The organism is Chitinolyticbacter meiyuanensis (genome assembly GCF_008033135.1).
In the GTDB taxonomy this organism is placed as follows: domain Bacteria; phylum Pseudomonadota; class Gammaproteobacteria; order Burkholderiales; family Chitinibacteraceae; genus Chitinolyticbacter; species Chitinolyticbacter meiyuanensis.
On the sequence record NZ_CP041335.1, the window covers coordinates 4,258,936 to 4,277,246 of the forward strand.

Annotated in this window: 17 protein-coding genes; all 17 read right to left on the bottom strand. The window is 50.3% G+C overall.

The genetic code is table 11. The annotated features are described in order from the left end of the window. Positions 1-7: 7 nt before the first annotated feature. On the bottom strand, positions 8-1,033 hold the full coding sequence (locus FLM21_RS20385; RefSeq protein ID WP_148717335.1) for an MraY family glycosyltransferase: 1,026 nt from the start codon (positions 1,031-1,033) through the stop codon (positions 8-10). Next, the gene (locus FLM21_RS20390) at positions 1,030-1,965 is read right to left on the bottom strand and encodes a UDP-glucose 4-epimerase family protein (protein WP_148717336.1); all 936 of its coding nucleotides are present in this window, start codon (positions 1,963-1,965) and stop codon (positions 1,030-1,032) included. The genes FLM21_RS20385 and FLM21_RS20390 overlap by 4 nt, the downstream gene beginning before the upstream one ends. After that, complete coding sequence (locus FLM21_RS20395; protein ID WP_148717337.1) at positions 1,962-3,188, bottom strand: glycosyltransferase family 4 protein; 1,227 nt, start codon at positions 3,186-3,188, stop codon at positions 1,962-1,964. Before FLM21_RS20395 ends, FLM21_RS20390 begins: the two co-directional genes overlap by 4 nt. Before the next feature lie 5 nt (positions 3,189-3,193). Beyond that, positions 3,194-4,333, bottom strand: a complete 1,140-nt coding sequence (gene wecB, locus FLM21_RS20400) for a non-hydrolyzing UDP-N-acetylglucosamine 2-epimerase (RefSeq protein ID WP_148717338.1) — start codon at positions 4,331-4,333, stop codon at positions 3,194-3,196. Between the two features lies 1 nt (position 4,334). Then, positions 4,335-5,441, bottom strand: a complete 1,107-nt coding sequence (gene wbjC / locus FLM21_RS20405) for a UDP-2-acetamido-2,6-beta-L-arabino-hexul-4-ose reductase (RefSeq protein ID WP_148717339.1) — start codon at positions 5,439-5,441, stop codon at positions 4,335-4,337. 3 nt (positions 5,442-5,444) lie between these two features. Continuing rightward, the gene (locus FLM21_RS20410) at positions 5,445-6,473 is read right to left on the bottom strand and encodes a polysaccharide biosynthesis protein (protein ID WP_148717340.1); all 1,029 of its coding nucleotides are present in this window, start codon (positions 6,471-6,473) and stop codon (positions 5,445-5,447) included. A gap of 16 nt (positions 6,474-6,489) precedes the next feature. Continuing rightward, positions 6,490-7,284, bottom strand: a complete 795-nt coding sequence (locus FLM21_RS20415; protein ID WP_148717341.1) for an AglZ/HisF2 family acetamidino modification protein — start codon at positions 7,282-7,284, stop codon at positions 6,490-6,492. A 3-nt stretch (positions 7,285-7,287) separates the two neighbouring features. Then, positions 7,288-7,905 carry an imidazole glycerol phosphate synthase subunit HisH gene (gene hisH / locus FLM21_RS20420; RefSeq protein WP_148717342.1) on the bottom strand — a complete coding sequence of 206 codons (618 nt, stop codon included), beginning with the start codon at positions 7,903-7,905 and terminating at the stop codon, positions 7,288-7,290. After that, complete coding sequence (locus FLM21_RS20425; RefSeq protein WP_222846734.1) at positions 7,902-9,035, bottom strand: N-acetyl sugar amidotransferase; 1,134 nt, start codon at positions 9,033-9,035, stop codon at positions 7,902-7,904. The genes hisH (FLM21_RS20420) and FLM21_RS20425 overlap by 4 nt, the downstream gene beginning before the upstream one ends. Positions 9,036-9,058: 23 nt before the next feature. Beyond that, positions 9,059-10,267 carry a glycosyltransferase family 4 protein gene (locus FLM21_RS20430; RefSeq protein ID WP_148717344.1) on the bottom strand — a complete coding sequence of 403 codons (1,209 nt, stop codon included), beginning with the start codon at positions 10,265-10,267 and terminating at the stop codon, positions 9,059-9,061. Next, the gene (locus tag FLM21_RS20435; protein WP_187360016.1) at positions 10,264-11,469 is read right to left on the bottom strand and encodes an O-antigen ligase family protein; all 1,206 of its coding nucleotides are present in this window, start codon (positions 11,467-11,469) and stop codon (positions 10,264-10,266) included. Before FLM21_RS20435 ends, FLM21_RS20430 begins: the two co-directional genes overlap by 4 nt. A 45-nt stretch (positions 11,470-11,514) precedes the next feature. After that, the gene (locus tag FLM21_RS20440) at positions 11,515-12,939 is read right to left on the bottom strand and encodes a hypothetical protein (protein WP_148717346.1); all 1,425 of its coding nucleotides are present in this window, start codon (positions 12,937-12,939) and stop codon (positions 11,515-11,517) included. 14 nt (positions 12,940-12,953) lie between these two features. Then, positions 12,954-13,595, bottom strand: coding sequence for an imidazole glycerol phosphate synthase subunit HisH (hisH, locus tag FLM21_RS20445; RefSeq protein WP_148717347.1), 642 nt, complete (start codon positions 13,593-13,595; stop codon positions 12,954-12,956). A gap of 1 nt (position 13,596) precedes the next feature. Further along, on the bottom strand, positions 13,597-14,367 hold the full coding sequence (hisF, locus tag FLM21_RS20450) for an imidazole glycerol phosphate synthase subunit HisF (protein ID WP_148717348.1): 771 nt from the start codon (positions 14,365-14,367) through the stop codon (positions 13,597-13,599). Positions 14,368-14,534: 167 nt separating this feature from the next. Beyond that, positions 14,535-15,827 carry an N-acetyl sugar amidotransferase gene (locus FLM21_RS20455; RefSeq protein ID WP_148717349.1) on the bottom strand — a complete coding sequence of 431 codons (1,293 nt, stop codon included), beginning with the start codon at positions 15,825-15,827 and terminating at the stop codon, positions 14,535-14,537. Positions 15,828-15,851: 24 nt separating this feature from the next. After that, positions 15,852-16,910, bottom strand: coding sequence for a nucleotidyltransferase family protein (locus FLM21_RS20460; protein ID WP_246120913.1), 1,059 nt, complete (start codon positions 16,908-16,910; stop codon positions 15,852-15,854). A gap of 120 nt (positions 16,911-17,030) precedes the next feature. Further along, complete coding sequence (locus tag FLM21_RS20465; protein ID WP_148717350.1) at positions 17,031-18,308, bottom strand: lipopolysaccharide biosynthesis protein; 1,278 nt, start codon at positions 18,306-18,308, stop codon at positions 17,031-17,033. Positions 18,309-18,311 lie beyond the last annotated feature (3 nt).

An 18,311-nucleotide genomic window follows, 5' to 3' on the forward strand; every position in this document is an offset into this window, starting at 1 on the left:
CCGAGCTCTAGGCCAACTGTTTTTCCGGTGCACCGGCAGCATAGTAGACCGCCAAACCAATGAGCGGAACATATGCAATCAGCAAGGCAATCACTCCGTCCAGCCAACCCAGCGCAGCCAGACACGCCGCGGGAAGCAACCAGAACAGATTGATCGCAGCGACGGCCAGACTCACGGGACGATGTGCTCCAGCCATACGGGATGCGTGCTGATACGCATGGCTGCGATGGGCGACTTGCAGACGCTGCCGCCGAAGCGCGCGGCGAATCAAGGTGACTGTGGCATCGACAACGAACACGCCGAGCAGAATAATCCAGGACCAGAACAGCGGCGGCTTCAAATGCGCGAAGACGATTGCCATCGCGGCAAGAACAAAACCAAGAAAACCGCTTCCAGCATCACCCATGAAGATCTTGGCAGGCGGAAAATTCCAGATCAGGAACCCCAATGCGGCAACCCCCAACGTCGCCGGCAACAACCATACGGGGTTACTTCCCAAACCAAGCCAGCTCAATATCACTCCACCTAGGCAAACCGTCAACGCTTCTATGCCCGCGATGCCATCAATACCATCCATGAAGTTATAAAGATTGAGCAGCCACACTAAATAAATCACCGTGCAGAGCAACCAGAACGCGTTCGGTTCCAGCGTGCCGCCAAAAGCCGGAATTGCAGGCACGCCTTGCAAACAGAAGAGCGTCACGACGCCAGCGACAAAATGACCGAGCAACCGCCAACGCGCCGCGATGTGTCCGTGGTCATCCAGAAAACCGATGGCCGCAACCAAGCCTCCGCCCAAGCCCAAGCCCAAGGCAGTTGCCGAATGGATCACCTCCGAATACCAAAGCACAAGCAACGCGACCAAAAAACCGATGACAATCGCAACGCCCCCACCTCGCGGCGTGGGTATCACGTGTGAACTACGCTCATTGGGTACATCCATCAGGCTGCGCGCCAGCGCATAGCGGCGCAATAGGCCGGTTAGAACGAAAGACAGCACGGTCAACGCGACTAGGCCCAGACTCAGCATCATTGCCGCAGCCCCTGGAAGTGAGCCGCAGCGCGGCGCAAACCATCGTCGACGGAAACAGGCGGCACCCAACCCAGACATTGCCGGTTTTTCTCGATATCCACCTGAAGTGAACCAAACAAGCGCTGGGTGAACGCCTTTTTTCCCAATAACCGAGCAACTCCGGACATCAAACCGATGGGCACCGGCAACAGTCGCGCCGGGCGCCCTAATGCGTCGGCAAGCCGCCGTAGCAGCTGTGCCGTAGACAGGTCCTCCCCGTCGCCGGCCAGGAAAATCTGGTTAGCCGCAGCCGGATGGCGAAGGCAGACGGTAATAAGGTCCACCAGATTGTCCAAGGCCACCAAGCTACGGCGGTTATCGACGAGACCGAAAGGCAGCGGCACACCACGCGCGAGCGTTGCCATCATCTTGGCAAAATTCGCTTTCACACCCGGGCCATATACCAGTGGCGGGCGAATGATCACCACCTCCATGCCTGTTTCATGCGCGAAAGCCAACAACCCTTGCTCCGCCTCGTTTTTTGAAACGCCGTAAGGATCCATCGGAGCCGGTGCATCATCCGCTCGAAATGGGTGCCCCGGGGCAGTTTGCTCACCGTTCACCTTGATCGAGCTGATGAATACAAACCGCTTCACGCCAGCCACAGCGGCCTGACGCGCTAGATGTAACGTCCCTTCGACATTCACCTTCCTGAATTCAGCGAGCGGATCCAGAGCCACTTCGTCCATCACATGCACTCGTGCAGCGGCATGAACGACCTCCGTGACGTCCGACAAAGCACCGGACCAGTCCGTGTCGGCATCAAGGCTCTTCACTTGGTAGGCACCAACTCGCGCTTGCCGCACCACCGGGCGGACGGCAACACCATCCTGAACAAGACGCTCGCAAAGGCGTGAGCCCACAAATCCACTCGCTCCTGTCACTAAGATCATTTCAACTTCCTGTGGGCACACAGTTCAACAAAGCATTGCTCCAGCTGCTTGAGCAACGTCGCGCGATCAAACTCACGCAAGGCATAAGTACGACCACATCGCCCCATCTGGGCACGGTGCTCTTCCGGCATCGCCGCCATTCTAGATATTGCATCAGCCAAATCTGCCGCTTTACCCGCAGGCACGGCAATACCAGCCTCCGCCTCATCAATAACGCGAGCGCCCTCACCATCCAGCATTGCCAACACCGGCACACCGCTCAGCAAATACGATTGCACCTTGCCTGGAATGGTCAGTGCAAAGACCGGATCCGACTTCAACGACACCAACAGTGCATCCGCGTGTGCATAGAACGATGGCATCCGCTCGACAGGGTACCGACCAAGCAACAAGACCTGTTGTTCAAGCCCTCGTCGCTCAACCTCCTGTTTCAGCCAATCAGTCATGCGGCCATCACCAACGATCACCCATCGAACCGGCCGCTCGCGCAGTAGTTCCGCAGCTGCCAGAACAGCGGGAAAATCCTGAGCCTCGCCGACATTGCCAGCAAAGAGGATGGTGAAGAACGCAGGATCTTTTGCCAGTTCCGGAGCGGGCTCACTTTCGCAACCAAAGACATCTTCCGCCCAGCTTGGAAAAAACCGGATATCTGCAGCATTGCCTGCATATCGACGCAAACTAGGCAAAAATCCCTTGGATTGCCCCAGCAATACGTCACAACGCCGATAGATAAACTTCACAAGCATGCCGACAACCGCGAGCATGTGTGACGAGCGCACCACCCCCACAGCAGCCAAGGTTTCAGGCCAAAGATCGAGCGCCCAGAACACCACTGGCGCCCGTTTGAGCCTGCGCAACAATATCGCCGGTAATCCCACCGTCACCGGAGAAGGCTCAAAGACAAAAATCACGTCGAACGATTGCTTTCGCAGATGCCACGCTCCTGCAATACAGGCGCTGATAGCGAAGCTGGCATAGTTCGCCATTAAACGAAGGCCACCGGTGCCGCGCGCAATCAGAGGGGTACGAATTACCTTCGCACCGTGGAAATCTTTATAACGTTCCGGTGAGGCTATATAATCGGCAAATACCTCGCCTTGCGGATAGTTAGGCAATCCAGTCAATACCGTGACCGAATGGCCAGCCTCACACCAAGCCTGCACGAGATCATTGACCCGGAAATTTTCGGGCCAAAAGTACTGCGACACAACCAAAATGCGCATGCGAATCAAATTTCCTTGCGCCAGACGACACGATTCACATAGTCCACATAGCTATGCAGGATTCGAATGACCTTGTCGGATACATTGGGCATGCTGTAGTCCGCTACCTGGCGCAGCAGGCGCTGACTCCCTCGTGGCTGCGTAGTCAGTATTTCCAATCCTTGCATCACCCGTTCAGGGTCGAGCCCGGTCATCATCACAGCCCCTTCTTCCATACCCTCAGGGCGCTCATGGGCCTCGCGGATATTCAGTGCGGGAAAGTTCAGGATCGAAGATTCCTCGGTGATGGTGCCGCTGTCGGAAAGTACCGCACGTGCGTCCATCTGCAGTCGCACATAGTCGTTGAAACCCAAGGGCTTGAGCAATCGAACGAGCGGATTGAAACTTGCGCCCTTGGCATCGAACCGCTTCTGGGTGCGCGGATGCGTGGAGACAATCACCGGAAGCTGGAATCGCTCCGCAACCACGTTAAGTGTTTGAATCAGTTTCTCAAGATGAGCATCCGAATCAATATTTTCTTCGCGATGCGCACTCACCACAAAGTACTGATTGGCACGAACATCAAGGCGCTGTAACGCAGTTGAAGCAGAGATATTTGCACGGTAGTGGTTAAGCACTTCAAACATCGGGCTGCCCGTTTTGATAATGCGATCCGCAGGCAGTCCTTCCCGCAATAGATATTCGCGTGCTATATCGCTATAGGTAAGGTTGATGTCTGCGGTATGGTCAACGATTTTGCGATTCGTCTCTTCCGGCACACGTTGATCGTAACAACGATTCCCCGCTTCCATGTGAAAGATGGGCACTTTTCTGCGCTTCGCAGGAATCACGGACAAGCAGCTATTCGTATCGCCCAATACCAGCATGGCCTCGGGCTGTACGTCCGCTAACACACCGTCCACAGCAGTAATCAAATTACCAATCGTCTGCGCTGCGCTGATACTCCCTTCTGCGCTGCTCAAGAAGTAGTCGGGCTTACGTACGCCCAAGTCGTCAAAAAAAACTTGGTTGAGTTCGTAATCATAATTCTGGCCAGTATGAACAAGGACATGCTCACAATGTTCGTCAAGCCTTGCGAGCACACGGGACAGACGAATAATCTCCGGTCGCGTACCCACGACCGTCATTACTTTCAGCTTTTTCATCTCAAACCTTGCTTGCGATCGTGTCGGGACGATCCCGATCGAAAATCTCATTGGCCCAGAGCATCACCACCATTTCATCGTCGCCGATGTTTGTGATGTCGTGCGTCCAGCCTGGCACCGTTTCGACAATGCGTGGCTGATTCCCTGAGGTTTCCAGATAATAGACCTCATTCGTCAACATATGCCGAAAGCCGAAACGTGCCCGCCCCTTGATCACCAGAAATTTCTCTGTCTTAGAATGATGATAATGCCCGCCTCGCGTCACGCTAGGATGGGCGGAAAAGAACGAAAACTGTCCGGCATCGGGCGTTTTGAGCATCTCGACGAAAACACCACGTGCGTCGCCATAGGCAGGCACATCGTAGACGAATTTTTCCTTAGGCAAATAGCTCACGTAGGTCGCGTATAGCGCGCGGACCAGCCCGGTACCGACCCGCTCCGAAATCAGTGTCGATCGGCAATTTGTGAATGCAGTAATCTGCTCGGCAAGTTCACCCAAGGTGAGACTATATCCGGGCGTAACGATATCCTGCCGAACGCCGGACTGCGGCGCTTCAAGCGCTGCCAGAAACGAAGTCACCACGTCGTCGATATATACCAGCTGTATCTCCCGACCCGGATCGTTGATTTGGATCGGGAGATCATTGGCGATGTTATGGCAGAAGGTCGCGACGACCGAGTTGTAATTAGGCTTGCACCACTTCCCGAACACACCTGGCAAACGGTAGATCGTCACCGAATTGCCGTGGGTGTTGGCAAGCTCGGTCACTCGCCGCTCTGCTGCTAATTTGCTGCGGCCATACGGATTATCCAGTTCCGCCTGGGCTGACGAGGCCAAAATAACCGGCACTTGACTGCCCGCCTTCGTGAGGGCATCGCACAGCCGCTCGGTAAGGCCAACGTTGACGATCTCGAATGCGTTCGGCGAAGGGGGCCTGTTTTCTCCGGCAAGATGAACAACGGCATCGGCAGCACGGACGACATCGAACAATTGCGCATCGGAGTCGCCACGCACAAATTCAAGAACCTCGATATCACCCCGCTCTCGCAACCTAAGAACAAGATTCTTGCCGATAAATCCTTGGCTACCGGTTACCAAAACTCTCATTGCTCATTCCTCCGGTTGCACATACTCACCGGCGGTGATGGCCTGCATGAAGCGTAGCTTCATCAGCAGCTGTTGCATCTCCTTCACGCCAAGCTGCGTCGTGTTATGAGAGTTGTAGTCGACTGCCTCGGAGATCTTTACTTCGCCCTGCTCGACAAACTTTCCGTAGTTCAAATCGCGCAAATCGGGTGGCACGCGGTAATAACCGCCGAGATCCTGGGCTGCGACCATTTCTTCACGACTCAACAGGGCTTCATACAATTTCTCACCGTGTCGTGTACCAATGATATTGATCGGATGATCAGGTTTTTCGAGCAGCCCGGTCAATGCCCGCGCCAGCGTTTCAATTGTCGCTGCAGGGGCCTTCTGCACAAAGATGTCGCCAGGATGGCCGTGCTCAAATGCGTACAACACCAAGTCCACCGCGTCATCCAGCGTCATCATGAAACGCGTCATATGAGGATCGGTAATGGTGATTGCCTTGCCGGAGCGGATCTGATCAACGAACAGCGGAATCACCGAGCCCCGCGAAGCCATCACATTTCCATAACGGGTTGCACAGATCACAGTCGAACTACTGCTTCGCGACTTGGCCACGACGACCTTCTCCATCATCGCCTTGGAGATTCCCATCGCGTTGATCGGATAGACCGCCTTATCGGTGCTCAGGCACACAACGCGTTTCACACCAGATGCAATGGCCGCTTCCAGCACATTTTCAGTGCCAAGCACATTGGTCTTCACGGCTTCGAGTGGATGAAACTCACACGAAGGCACTTGCTTCAAGGCGGCAGCGTGGTAGATGAAATCGACACCGCGTACGGCGTTCAGCACGGACTGGTAGTCACGTACATCACCGATGTAAAACTTCAGCTTCGGGTCTTGGTACTTCTTTCGCATGTCGTCTTGTTTTTTTTCGTCACGACTCAGGATGCGAATTTCACGCAGATCAGAATCCAGAAAGCGCCGAAGTACCGCGTTGCCAAACGAACCCGTCCCACCAGTGATCAACAACACCTTGTCCGAAAACATCACAGTCCTTTCCAAATCAATTCTTCACAAACCGTCGGGCGCCGCGACAAATTTCGTCTTTTTGCGCCGGCGATGGATAGTTGATCAACACCGCCCGGTACTTGCCTTTGAAAACGAAGAGGCTGCCGGCCGCGGCCCCCACGACACCGCAAGTGTCGACAAGTGCACCGATATCGTCCAGCGAACCCGCCCCACCCAAGAACGTAGTCGGCACGCGAAGGGCGTCGCGCATTTTGCGCGCCAGTTCCAGATCGTACCCTTTCATCTCACCGTCGCGATCAACCGAGTTGACAACGATTTCGCCAGCCCCCGCCTCTTGCAGCCGCACAGCCATTTCGACGGGTTCCACCTTGTGTGACTGCTTGGCATTGTGGGTACAGACTTCGTATCCCTTGGCAAACAAACCACTGCGTTTGCGGATATCCAAGACTGCAACAACGGACTGCCTGCCAATTGCAGCGGCGATTTCCCCCAACAATGCAGGATTCACGATGGCCGCAGCGCTGATCGCAACCTTTTCGACCCCCAAATCGATGATCCGGGCAGCCTGAGCCGCAGTCGTGATACCACCACCGTAACAAAGCGGCATCCTGCACTCTTCGGCCAGCTTGGCGATGAGTCCGTAGTCCGGCTCCACGCCATTCACCGTTGCATCGATATCTAGGACGATGAGCTCGTCAGACTCCTTCTCGTTGAAGATCTTCACTGCATTGATCGGATCACCAACGTACTTGGGCGACTTGAAGCCTTGTGTTTTTACCAGCCCGCCCTTGTGAACCAGCAGACAGGGAATGATACGTGGGCGCAGCATGGCTTAAAGCTCCGCAAAGTTCTTTAGAAGTTGCGCGCCCCAGTGATGGCTTTTCTCTGGGTGGCACTGAACACCGTGAATGTGCCCGCGCGACACAACGGCGTCGAAGTCGAGGCCATAATGCGCAGTCGCTGCTACGTGCGCCTTGTCCTCCGCATCGAAATAATACGAATGCAGGAAGTAAAAACGCGGGTCCGCCTCAAAACCACGGCCGAAAAGCTGCGCGCCTTCACTAGGCTGAAGGTCATTCCACCCCATGTGGGGCATCGGCAACTCGGCTGATTGGCTGGTCTTAGCAAATGCCTTCACACGTCCGGGAATCCAATCCAACCCCTTCAGAACACCTTCATCCGAACCAGTCGCCAACATCTGCATACCCACGCAAACTCCCAACACTGGAACCCCCTGAACTTGTACCGCACTTTCCAGAGCAGAACGTATGCCAGAATTATTAAGCAACTGCATCGCGTGATCAAAGGCGCCAACGCCAGGCAGAATCAGGCGGGTTGCGTCAGAAAGTTCGGCAGCGGTTCGCGCGCGCTCAGCAGGGATACCCAAGCGTTTGAACATGGTCATGAACGCTTGGATATTACCCACGCCATAGTCGACAACGCGAATCACCTAAAGTACCTCTTCTCCAAGCCAAGCCGACGCATCACGCGTGCGCCCAAGCCAATCGCCCAGCGCTTATTCTTATAATTACGGTATGTGTGCCTTGGCATATCAAAAAGCGCTTGCAATTGGTCAACCGAAAGTGCCAATTTATGAGCCACATACTCGAACTCTTGAGAAAGAAAATGCTCATCCATTTCCGGCTGAGCTATTCGAAGCAATGCCTCAGCCCGGGTCATTTGCCCCGTCATGATCAAACTTGAAAAATGAGCTCGCCTCTTTTCATAGCCGAAGCGCCTGGGGAGCCAATAATCTTCATAAAAACGGGTAAATCGCGACTCGTGATGTTTATGCTTAAAACTCTTCCACCCAAATCGCTCGGCCAACTCTCTCTCGGCATCTACCTTCAGATAAGGAATAAGATTCAGTGGGTGATGAACCTTCATTCCAAGTATTTTTTGATAAACAATTTTATAAACAAAAATATCCGTCAGTGGAAACGAACCAAGCTCACCATCACCAAATTGCTTCCAAATATCGCCAAACAATCGTTTATCAATCCCTAAATAACCACCCCACTCTTCCGGCTCTCGACAGCATTCTGTGGAAAAATTTGAACCTGTAATAACATGCTTGATATTATGCTGCCTAGCAAATTTGTAGAGGGCAGAGAAGAAGGCAGCATCCTGCACCAGATCTTGATCGGGGATACCCGATCTTAAAAACGCAACTTGCAGGCGTTTGACCTCTTCCCAATTTACCACCTCGGTATAAAGATCCAGACCCAACCCATCTACCAGCTTCTCTATATTGCCTACGGCCTGATCGGTATTCCACCCAGCATCAACATGGAATAGCAGGGGGCGCAGGCCCATTTTTTCTTTGGCAACGAATGCTGCATAAGAGCTATCCAAGCCTCCACTGAGACCGATGATGCAATCAAAATCACGCGCTTTTCCGGATAAACGAATAGTATCTGCCATGGCAGCCAGTTGAGCGGCACCTCGATCATCCACATGCCAGTTTGGCGCAATATCACTTTCAAAATTTTGACAAAAGCTACACCAGCCCCGCTCGTCAAAAACGATATGAGGTGCTGATATATCCATAATACAACGGCTACAAATTTTATATTCCAATCTCGCCATCCACTTGAAGTGACTTAAGCCAAAGCTTCATAAACCGCTAAAATGCGTTTTGCGTTATCTTCTGGCACAAAAAATTCGAGCGCCAAGTCTCTGCTCGCGAGACCCATTTGCCGTCGTTCCTGCGGATGGCGCAAATACCACAGAATTGCATCTGCCAGCGAACGAGGATCGCGTGCTGGCACGCAAAGGCCAGTAACTCCTGGGCGAACCGTGTCCGGCAAAGGATCCTCAACGCAGACCAAGCAAGGCACCTCATAAAAGGCCGCTTCGAACACCGGACGGCCAGGAGCATCAAAATGAGATGGAAAAGCCAGCACATCAAAGGCCGGGTAAAACCGATGTATATCGTTGCGGTGTCCGACAAAATGAATATTACACGTCAAATCCAGTTGCTGCACCAATGACTCAAGATCATCAGAAACGTCCTGTGCAAAGCCCGCGAAACGAAGTAGTCGCCCCTTCAAGCCGTCGCTCGGGCGAGTCTTACCGCCCACAAAAACAAACTCCACTGCGGCACCAGCTCGCTCTTTGACCAACGCAGCCGCTCGAATTAAATCAACCACCCCTTTGGCGTGTTGCAAATTTCCGACGAACCCAACACACATCGAGTCGTTCGACTGGAGCATCATTTCCTGTCGGCTGGCCTTCTCCTCCTGCGCGGGCGCAGAAAATGAATTGTGCACAACAACACACGGCAACTCAGCGGGCAAGGTCGACCTAACAGTTTCATCGATAGCCACTATAGTACTGACATGCCGTTTGAGCAGAAATAGAATTAGACGAGATCGCCAAGCATTTTGTTCACGCCGCTGAGAAGAACGTACATGAAGCACCAATGGCCTTTTGAATAGCCATTTAGCAAAAAGGGCAGGAAAAATTTCTGTAATTTCGTTACAATGAATTAAATCAATATTATTTCGCCACCGCAGCCATGCCTTGACAAGCGCGAAAAAGGTAAAAGGCAGATGGAAAACTTCCCGAAGCAGAATCAGCCAACGTAATCCGCGGTAATAGCTATATTGTGTATTATCAATGCGAGTTAAGCCGCGTGTTTCGATAACATCATCTGCAACTTTGCGATAATAGGACAGCGCAGTACCTCTAGCTGCGACAAAATAGGCACTGACGCCCAAAGACCGCAAAGCTGCTACAAGCTCAAAAAGACTACGCGATGCACCACCAAATGGTCCTACCCCATCGATGTACAAAACATTCTTATTCAACGCGGCCTCACTGACAACAGGGAAAAAAAGAGCATCGCAAGAAAATCATATGAGTTGACGTAGCTACCATACGACAGCATGGTTATAAAAAAAAGCAAAAGAATAATTAAGGAATGTCGCCATCCATTCTTGAATGCGCAATTCGCGTTTAGCACTAGCGCTAGCACAAAAAGAAATGCAGAAACAATCCCACACCGAGCCAGCAAGCCCGTAAAAAAAGATTCAGATCCGGTGCCATTTGCGGCAATCTTCTCACCAAATGTCATCTCGTCCAGCGTAAAAGACCCAAAACCCCAAAGGGGATTTTGCTGCCAAATTAATATATGCTGAAGCCAAAGCCATCCTCTATAAACCGATTGGCGCAAGGAATCTGCATCGATATAACCGGCCTCCCCTCTAAACAGGTACTGAAACAAAACGATCGGCACATAGTCTTGCAACAAAAGGATAATCTGGGTGGAAAGCACAAATACAACAAAAAGCGCCGTAAACAAAAACACAACAGCCAAATGACAAAAAAAATGCGAGTTAGAGCGCTTTCGAAAAAGAAACACAAAGTACAGCAGCGCAAGAAACATGCAGATGATCGCCGTCCTCAAGCCAGAAAATATCACCATCGCTGCAGCCAAAACAACGAGGATTCGATATCTCCTCCCCTCTCCAAATTTTGAGAGATTTACCACGAAGACCAATAGCGAGAATATCGCCCCAGTGGCAACTTGCGGAAGAAGAGAGCCTCTCCATGGCAACTGGCCATCTTTTGAAAAGCCAAGCACAGGCAAATAATTGCTATAGCCAAAAAAATAAGCTGCGGTTGTAGCAAAAATCGAAAATATGAAAAGAAAATTGATTAGCCCCACCGACACTGAAGGGCGCAACCTAAATACAAACAAAGGAAGAAGGGAAAGTGCTATAACATATTTAGCTGAATCAATATCTGAGCGAAACAAACAAACAAACAATGAAAAAAAGAAAAACCCCAAAAAAACAAGCTCAACCCGGGAGAAACTGAACCCCCTAGTCATGAAAGAAAAACAATAGCCAACAAGGCACACCGCAAAAGAAGGAACTACAAAGGCAAAGTACAACACCGACGACGCACCAACAATCACCCCTTCAAAAACAAAAAATTGCAATAAAAAATAGTAAACCAACAGCATAGAAAATGCACGATCTACTTTTCGAACACAAGAAGAAGCCATGGTCGTATTTGACTTTATCGACATATACAAGACACTAGCCAAGTCTTATTCAACCATCTGGATAAAATTTTTGAAATTGCTTTCCCAGTTCTTTTCCCAAAGCTCATCTCCAAGCCTTTCTTCTTCAGATTGATCAGCACTTTCCAACACTTCGAATAATTCATCGATTGAGGAAAAACTAGAAAAAGGAAGTACCGGATATGCGAAGATAGACTTCGCTGTGCGCCAAGCTAAGATTTTCTTGCATAAGCCAACCGCATCAAACAGCCCTGTCGAAACTTCACTAATAACTATTTCTGCGCCAGATACAGCATCATATATCGTAGAGGAGTCATCTAAAGCGATAATATCTTCGTCATCAAAGGTCATTGAACTCACCCTTTGTCGCTCCAGCGGATGTGGTCGGATTAAAATGCGCAAACCTCTTTGCTTTGCGTAATCAATCATTGAATGCGCCAACTCAGCATACTTATTAAATTCTATGCCATCACTCAGGATAATGATGAATGGGCGCCCCCCTCGTCCTACCCCCCCCCCTTCGGGGCGAGCAGGATTGCCTACAGTAACCATTTTCACCGGAAGATTCACCTGGCTTTCCCACCATCGTCCGTAGCTGAGAAAATAATCGGGTAGCGCGCTTCGATAAACTTTTGATTGAAAAATGCGATCGCCAAAATTATACGCATCGTGTCCTCGGGAGATTGCGCCGTGTTGAAATTCTACGACACAAGCTCCTACTTCCCGTGCGGCATAAATCAAAGGCATGAGCGGGCCGTAGCTAGCGCCACTTGCTAAAAGGAAAGAAGGTTGTATCGATTCCACCATATTGCGGTATAAAGCAAGGGCTGCAGGAAGCCCGCCAATTTTTCGCGCAACAAAGTGTTCGAAAGCCAATTTGCGATTGCTGGTTAAATTCCAACCTAAAATCCTTTGGGCTGCCGAACACGCTGCATTAACAAGTTCAACAGTAGCAGCTTTTACGTTAGGTATTCTTGCCCTTAAGTGCCCGATGACTGCAATTCTTGCTTGGCTCGGCCCATGAAGTAAAACTCGAGATTTGTGTCGCGGAAATGGCCACTTCCAATCATATTGCTCTAGCAGACAAACAGAGTTTCCGTCATAACAGTTTAGCAATGGATCTGAAAGTCGATTAAAACGCCTGCCATCGATAAAGCGATCAGCTACAGAATCAGTTACGCACAATAAAGAGGCGCGCATTCCTGCATATTGTAGACCTATGTTCCACAGCTCGGCACGAAATAGAGCAGAAGCTTTTTGAAAAGCAGATGGTCCATTCGAAACACTTGAAATTGCAGTTGAATAGACCAGATCAGATATAATTTCTCTGAAGAAAGCCACACGAACCAGCGGCCACAAAAGAAGCCCGGTACTGGGACAAAAAAAATCATCTAGAGGCGCTTCATCTTCTATGTTTAAAAGGTCTTGAAGCGTAAAATTGTAATAAGGCATAAGTATTCAACGGGTTATATGCTTTCGACAAAACCCTTCAAAATGTCCAAGCCCAGCCCGCCGCTCTTTTCAGGGTGAAATTGCATTCCATGGACGTTAGCTACACCTATCGCTGCCACAATTTCTTGCCCTTCATAGTTGTAAGTGGCAATCACATGATCAGGATTTTCCGGTAATGCACGGTAAGAATGCACCAAGTAAACTGATTTACCGTGTGTAGGGTGTAACCAAGTGGGTACGTTTACGCCAGAACAACGACAATCCAACTCCCTCCATCCTATAGATGGTATTCTCCGGACTTTGCCATCTGCCCGCTCAGCGGGAATAGGAACAACTTCCCCAGGAATCAGCCCAATACCCTCGTGCCTTCCGTGTTCTACTCCAACCGACAGAAGCATCTGCATCCCCAAGCAGATCCCCAAAACCGGCTTTCCTGTTGACGCAAATTTCCTAATCGGGTCAATTAAGCCTGCTTGTTGCAGGCCTTGCATCCCATCGCCAAAAGCGCCAACACCTGGAATAACCAGCGCTGATGCGTATTCGAGGCGAGCGAAATCTACTCCAGTATAGATCCTCGTTGCACCACAATAATCGAAAGCCCGCTCAACGCTAAATAGATTGCCAACGCCATAGTCAACAATATATATATCTTTCATATTAAACTACCCTTACCTGCATTCCCAGTTCCCGGGCTTGTTCTCTGAGTACCCCAATTGTGGTCCGCCCATAATGTAGCGCATCTGCAAACGCCACAGCATTCGCTCCTGCCGCAAGCACGGCATCAAGATGAGCTGGCTCGCCGTAACCGCCGCTTGCAATTACCGGTACATGTACTGCCTCAGAGACATCACGAACCAAATCGCAGTCAAAACCTTTGCGCGTCCCTTCTTGATCAATTGAAGTGACCAGCACTTCCCCCGCACCAAGCTCTACTGCCTTACGCACCCAATCAAGAGCATCGAGGCCCGAACCTTCTCGACCACAGTCGGTATAAACTTCCCATCGGCCCGAACGAAGCTTTTTTGCCTCAAGCGACAAAACCACGCACTGGGAGCCAAATCGGAGAGCTGACTCGGAAATCAATTCAGGGCGTTTGACCGCAGCAGTGTTAATTGCCACCTTATCAGCGCCGGCCCGAAGCAACTCTCTGACATCCTCAACACTCCGAACTCCCCCTCCAACGGTCATCGGAACGAAAACCGACTTCGCCGCACGACGCACGATTTCAGTCAAATTGGAGCGACCATATAGACTAGCTACAATATCCATATATATGAGCTCATCAGCCCCTTGTTGGTAATAGCGCTCGGCGTATTCTTGTGGATCTCCGATAATGCGCAAACCTTCAAGATGCACGCCCTTTATTAGGTTTTCGCCCTTAACGTCCAATCTACCTATCAAGCGTACGTTTCTATCCTGAATACTCATTCTTTTTGAATCTCATCATGCGCGACGATATTAATCGCTTCAGGTGCTAAGCATGTGGCTCAGAATAGGCCAAGCAAATACCTTGATCCGTGCCGGCCCAACCGCTGGGTTATTAAACCCAAGATGCGTGACTGCGAAACCTACGCGCCCTCGCCAAACAGGTGGATTTACTCCGGCTTGAAGCGCAGCTTCCATTCACCATCGACGACATGCCACAAATGGGGTGAACGGAATTTATCACACGTCGCCAGAAACTCCTCTCGGCTCATGCCAATATAATCCAAAAATTCCTTTTCATAGCGCTCAGGATATTCGCCTTCAAACCGGTTCATCAGAGCAACCCCTTCTTCCCTGGTAATGTGGTGATTGCGAATTTCCTGCGCTGAATCCATCATGGCGCGTCCCACACCAAATTTAATCCAACGCGTAAAATAGAAGAACCCATCAACTTTATCGTCCAGACTATTGTATTTTGAATACGTGCCTTCCGTACGAACGGGATTTGCTTCAAAACCGGTATGCTCGACAGCATAATAATAGGCTTCTTGCGGAACCCATTTTTTATAATAACCCAGATATTTAAAATCAATACCCTTCTTATGCAACACCTCTGGATCCATTGGAAGATAGCTCATCAGATCAACCAATGGAACGCCTTCATCGAGGTACTCGCCAATTGCTTTTCCACCAAGGAAAACGTCTCGCACATCTTTCCCGGCCAAGTAGTCCAAGGAAAACCCTTCACTCTCCACCTTTGCATCTTTTCCGGCGTAAGAAGATGTTTTGTGGGATATCTTTTCGCCATACTCACCCGGCATTTCACCATAGAAAATCAATGGGATATTAAAGCGCGCAGCCATTTTCGCAACAAATGTTTTCTGTCCGAGAATGAACGGTTGAAATGGATGCAACAAGTTGATCGTTGCGTTGCGCGTCAACAACCGGTGGATCTTGCCATTAGGCGTATATAGATAATTATCAAAACCGCCAACGTGGAGCCAATTCTGGAAATTTTTCCACCCAATATCGGTATACAGATGAGGAGACCACGTTACCGTCAACGGGTTCATATTGTACTTATACTTCAAGAGGTGTGACTGCATGGCGCTATCCTTACCGCCACTACCCCCCACGATACAATCATAACTACCATCATTCTTGCGATATTGATCGCACAGCTCAATCAACTCGCGTTCACGCTCTTCCCAGTCGATCTCTCCGGTCTCTTTGAGCTCATTAAAATTACATGCGTGACAGACTCCATTTCCGTCGAAAGACATAGTCGTCTTTCTGGAGTCTTTGTTATGTGCATATTCATTGCTAGACATGGGCTGCTGGTTTGACATATTGCATTTTTTGCAAAAACGAACATCCCGTGGCAAGCCATACAGTACCTCCAACCCTTCTTGAGGCTTGTTGTAACGGGAAATATCAACAGAAGCGCTAGGACCGATTTTCATATGTATTACTCCAATTATACTGTATCAATGCTTTTGTCGACGTGCAGTTGCCAGATCATCGGGCCGTCCTACATCTAGCCAAGGTTCGTGCATGGGGTAAACGATCGTTTTTTCATCCGCAGCCTTCATATTGCTAAACAGCGTAGGCATATCGCAATGCTCCCCAGGCACTATATATTCGAGCGCAACGGGGCTTAGTACATAAATTCCTGCGTTGATATGGCTGCGATATACAGGCTTTTCCTCAAATCCAACCAACTCCACACCATTAGTCTTTACGACTCCGAACGGGTTTTGGATTTCATATTGACGAACCGCCATTGAGCCAGCAGCTTGATGGCGAAGATGAAACTCGACCATTTCTCCGTAATTTACATCGGAGAGCACGTCGCCATTTGACACCAAAAAAGGCTCGTCGGGCTTTTGCGGGAGAAGACCAAGCGCTCCAGCGGTACCCAGTGGGGACTGCTCGCGAAGATATTCAATCTCGATGCCCCAAGCAGCGCCGTCCCCGAAATACTCTTCCACCATGTGCGCCAAATAGTGAACCGCGATTATAAATCTCCGAAAACCGTTTACCTTCGCCCGCATGAGAATATGTTCGAGCATTGGCTTTCCACCGACCTCTAGCATCGGTTTGGGGCAGTTCTCAGTATGAGGCCGCAGGCGGGTCCCCTTCCCTCCAGCCATGACTACCATTAAATTGGATCGCCCTGCGGGCGTCAGGATTTCATCCCAAATATGTAGCCCAACGACATGATGATTGGCATCAACAACCGGCAATTGATGGATTCGATTGATCTGCATCAACTGCAGCACCAGTTCCCGACCCATCTCCAAAGGCGCAACCAAGGGTTGCTTGTGGAAAATACTATCGACAGCACTAGTCAGGCCCATTCCCCGCAGCATCGCTCTACGAATATCACCGTCAGTCAACGTGCCGATAAGCCGTAGATCAGTGTCGATCACAAGCACTATTTGCAACCCTGACTGATCCAAGCAACGAATTGCGTCTTCGATGGTAGACCCCAAGCCGAGCAGCGTCCGGCGCCAATCCGGCAGACCATCCATTGCATCGATCATATCCACTATTCACTCCACTCATCGAATCAATAAAACCACATTATCTGCACCAACAGGCCTTTGAAGAAACTCACAAAAGCAGCGTCAGACTAATTACCTGCTTGTAATTAGCGTGGACATTTAGACCTCGCCATGCAAACGAAATACGCACCCCCAAGGAAGAGGATAGACGCGCCAACTCACAACCCAAGCCAACAAAAAAAGACTTGCCTGACCAATAAGGTATCCTATCGCTACACCTTCCAATCCCCATCGCGTGCAAAAAAAATACATGGCAAGCAAACTCAATCCACCGGAGCATAAAGTGATGGTCGCGAGTTTGCCATTTTGGCTGCTAAAGAAATATAAATTGGCAATGGCATAGTACATGCCCAGAGCACTACCGGCAGCACAAAAATAAGGCAACACGACTCTAGCCTTTTCAAAGCCTGAACCTACCACATCTGTAAATATTATATTCAAAAAAAACCAAAATAATATCGCTGCGGCCGGAAAGAAAACAAACGCGCCGTATATACCCTTTACAACTTGCTGTTTGGACATAACGCTATCTTCAGCCAATTTTCTATACAACCAGGGCCCATAGGCTTTCACAAATGCATCAGCAAGCAGCCCGAAAGCCGCCCCGAATTGAAGCCCTAACGCATAATATGCAACATCACTTGGACCGAGCTGATGGGCAATAAAAATTTGCCCTGCAGATGCGATCGCGATCGCGCCCAATGCATGTGGCAATAAAGGGACCCCAAATGACAAGCAATCCCGAACCAACTCACCATACCGACTCCATTTAACTGACAAATATCCAGACCGAGTCAATATCGCCAACGTGATGCCAGCAGCCCCCAGGTATCCCAGAAAATGGCCCCACGCACGAGCAGTCCAACTGCCATTCAGAAGTTGTAAAAATGCAAGGGTGGCCAAGGCCACCGCCAATGATGCACCAACCTGAACAACAGCATAAATCCTTGCCTGTTCTTGTGCCTGAAGAAGCGCAAGCCCCACAAATACAAATGATTGAACGAACGCCGCAGCCACAGCCAAACGGATCCAGCCTTGGCTTAAAACGCCGGGCACCAAATACCGTCCTAATACTTCATTCAAAAATAGAATACCTACCGCCAGACCAACATTTACAACGAGAACAATCCCTATCAATCGAGCCAAATCTGCTTTGGATTGAGTAAAGTAACGGACAGAAATCAGCCCGTGCAAGCTGAGCCCCACCATTGGCACCAGTATCGAAACTGCAACCAAGTAAAGTGCAGCAAGTCCATAATTCGCAGGCCCCATTGCTCTGGTTACAATCGGGATAAGCCCGAACTGCACCACCGCATTCAGCAAATTGGCAAACAGGTAAATAGCTGCATTGCCAACCGACCTCCTTGTCGAATTCATAAC

What these genes read in the sequence shown, in the direction of transcription:
- FLM21_RS20440 (WP_148717346.1), bottom strand. Translation starts at nt 12,939, where the DNA reads ATGCCTTATTACAATTTTACGCTTCAAGACCTTTTAAACATAGAAGAT.
- wecB (WP_148717338.1), bottom strand. Translation starts at nt 4,333, where the DNA reads ATGAAAAAGCTGAAAGTAATGACGGTCGTGGGTACGCGACCGGAGATT.
- hisH (WP_148717347.1), bottom strand. Translation starts at nt 13,595, where the DNA reads ATGAAAGATATATATATTGTTGACTATGGCGTTGGCAATCTATTTAGC.
- wbjC (WP_148717339.1), bottom strand. Translation starts at nt 5,441, where the DNA reads ATGAGAGTTTTGGTAACCGGTAGCCAAGGATTTATCGGCAAGAATCTT.
- FLM21_RS20460 (WP_246120913.1), bottom strand. Translation starts at nt 16,910, where the DNA reads ATGATCGATGCAATGGATGGTCTGCCGGATTGGCGCCGGACGCTGCTC.
- FLM21_RS20385 (WP_148717335.1), bottom strand. Translation starts at nt 1,033, where the DNA reads ATGATGCTGAGTCTGGGCCTAGTCGCGTTGACCGTGCTGTCTTTCGTT.
- FLM21_RS20410 (WP_148717340.1), bottom strand. Translation starts at nt 6,473, where the DNA reads ATGTTTTCGGACAAGGTGTTGTTGATCACTGGTGGGACGGGTTCGTTT.
- FLM21_RS20465 (WP_148717350.1), bottom strand. Translation starts at nt 18,308, where the DNA reads ATGAATTCGACAAGGAGGTCGGTTGGCAATGCAGCTATTTACCTGTTT.
- FLM21_RS20390 (WP_148717336.1), bottom strand. Translation starts at nt 1,965, where the DNA reads ATGATCTTAGTGACAGGAGCGAGTGGATTTGTGGGCTCACGCCTTTGC.
- FLM21_RS20395 (WP_148717337.1), bottom strand. Translation starts at nt 3,188, where the DNA reads ATGCGCATTTTGGTTGTGTCGCAGTACTTTTGGCCCGAAAATTTCCGG.
- hisF (WP_148717348.1), bottom strand. Translation starts at nt 14,367, where the DNA reads ATGAGTATTCAGGATAGAAACGTACGCTTGATAGGTAGATTGGACGTT.
- FLM21_RS20455 (WP_148717349.1), bottom strand. Translation starts at nt 15,827, where the DNA reads ATGAAAATCGGTCCTAGCGCTTCTGTTGATATTTCCCGTTACAACAAG.
- FLM21_RS20415 (WP_148717341.1), bottom strand. Translation starts at nt 7,284, where the DNA reads ATGCTGCGCCCACGTATCATTCCCTGTCTGCTGGTTCACAAGGGCGGG.
- FLM21_RS20435 (WP_187360016.1), bottom strand. Translation starts at nt 11,469, where the DNA reads ATGGCTTCTTCTTGTGTTCGAAAAGTAGATCGTGCATTTTCTATGCTG.